Source organism: Rhodococcus sp. CX (assembly GCF_015865005.1).
Lineage (GTDB): Bacteria > Actinomycetota > Actinomycetes > Mycobacteriales > Mycobacteriaceae > Rhodococcus.
Map to the genome: position 1 here is coordinate 33,039 of NZ_JADZGH010000201.1, position 1,722 is coordinate 34,760.

A 1,722-nucleotide genomic window follows, 5' to 3' on the forward strand; every position below is an offset into this window, starting at 1 on the left:
GAACATTCTTCACTTGTACTGCACCCTCCGGTGTACACCGAAGAGTACCCCCTACGGGATTCGAACCCGCGCTACCGCCTTGAAAGGGCGGCGTCCTAGGCCGCTAGACGAAGGGGGCCCAGACCGGATTGCTCCGACCCGCACCCTCAACGGCGTTCGTGTTCCGTTGGGAGCTTGGATAGCTTAGGACACCGCTTTCCCGATTCACAAATCAGCAGGTCAAAGGCTCTATTGCAGGGGATTCGCCGCGGCCGGCCAACCCTCCCGGTGCCACCGGTCGAGCCATTCCTGCGACGCCATCGCCTCGAGCGGGACCTCCAGGCACATCTCGAACCGCGCGCGTACGTCGCCATCGGAAGACGTCAGGTCGGTCATGTACCGCTGTCCCGCCAGCGCCGCGCTGATCACCTCGACGAAGCGCCGGATGTCGGCACCCGGCCGGAACAGCCCCTCGCGCTGCGCCTCCTCCGCGAGGCGATACCCGGCCGTTCCCCACACGGAGCCGCCCCGCAACCGCGCCTCGGATTCGAACTCCGGCTCGATCAAGAGCTTGAACTCGGCGCGGATGATGACGTCCCGCTGCAGGGCGTCCGCGAGTTCGGTGACCATTCCGTGCAGACGTTCGAACGGATCGAGCCCGGGAGCCTGCACCCACCGGTCGACGAGCGCTCGGTATCGCGCGAGCCCTTCCTCGAGCACGGCACGGGCGAGCGCTTCCTTCGAGTCGAAGTGGAAGTACATCGCGCCCTTGGTGGCGTTCGAATGCTCCAGAATCGTGTTGATCGACGCCGCCGCGTAACCGCGCTTGGAGAACTCCGCCGCAGCGGATTCCACGATCGCTGCCCGCGTGCGCCTCGCGCGTTCCTGTTGAGGTGCCATGGGGTGAAGCCTCCGAACCTGACCGCCCCCTCAATAGTCTGCCCCCGCGGACAACTGTAGACGTCCACCGGATATCGCCGCCGCACCCGCACGTAGCAGCTCAAACGGTCCCCCACGGCTACGCTGGAAGAACACACCGGGTGGTACGATTTTCTACGGCTCGGGTGCGACGCAGGGGGTGAGCATCCGAGCCGCCGAGAGATTTTCGGTTCCCGGATACCCCCGCGCGGCACTCTGTGGTTACACTGTGCGCCCACGCCCCTATAGCTCAGTTGGTAGAGCTACGGACTTTTAATCCGCAGGTCGTAGGTTCGAGCCCTACTGGGGGCACCAGCGTCACCAGGCGATTCGTCGCCTGGTGGCGGGACGTGCACGTTCGGATCGATCGGAGTGGTCACCGATTGGTCACGCGAGGTTCGCGGCACCAGAGAAGCCGCGGCCTCGGCAGCCTGCGCGCCGACGCCACCGAGCAGATGTGAGTACGTGTCCGACGTGATGCTGATCGACGAGTGGCCGAGCCGCTTGGACACGATCGCGATGGGCACGCCCGCCGCGAGCATCAGCGACGCCTGACCGTGGCGGAGATCGTGCAGACGAATCGGACGCAGCCCTGCACCCTCGCAGAGCCTGGCGAACTCGGTAGAGACGAACTGAGGCGGCAAAGGCGAGCCATCCTCACGCGCGAACACCAGACCATGATCGCTATAGGCCTCACCCCACGCTGCCCGCTCGGCGTCCTGAGCGAGCCGCTGAGACAGCAGGACTCCAGCAGTCGCCTGGTCCAGATCCACGGCGCGATGCTCACCGCTGGCTGTCTTCGGCCGGCCGAACCGGTACTGCCTG

At 65.7% G+C, this 1,722-nt stretch carries 1 protein-coding gene, 2 tRNA genes and 1 pseudogene; 1 reads left to right on the plus strand and 3 read right to left on the minus strand.

The annotated features are described in order from the left end of the window. Window positions 1–45: 45 nt before the first annotated feature. Both I0Q12_RS21705 and I0Q12_RS21710 read right to left on the minus strand, forming a co-directional pair. Window positions 46–118, minus strand: a tRNA-Glu gene (locus tag I0Q12_RS21705). A gap of 110 nt (window positions 119–228) precedes the next feature. Next, window positions 229–879: a TetR/AcrR family transcriptional regulator gene (locus I0Q12_RS21710; protein ID WP_197254590.1), complete on the minus strand. Its 651-nt coding sequence runs from the start codon at window positions 877–879 to the stop codon at window positions 229–231. A 257-nt stretch (window positions 880–1,136) separates the two neighbouring features. Here I0Q12_RS21710 and I0Q12_RS21715 point away from each other — a divergent pair. Further along, a tRNA-Lys gene (locus tag I0Q12_RS21715) sits at window positions 1,137–1,212 on the plus strand. Between the two features lie 149 nt (window positions 1,213–1,361). Here the strand turns inward: I0Q12_RS21715 and I0Q12_RS34705 are convergent. Continuing rightward, window positions 1,362–1,670 (minus strand): annotated as a pseudogene (locus tag I0Q12_RS34705) (tyrosine-type recombinase/integrase); the annotation flags it as partial. Window positions 1,671–1,722: the final 52 nt, after the last annotated feature.

What these genes read in the sequence shown, in the direction of transcription:
- I0Q12_RS21710 (WP_197254590.1), bottom strand. Translation starts at nt 879, where the DNA reads ATGGCACCTCAACAGGAACGCGCGAGGCGCACGCGGGCAGCGATCGTG.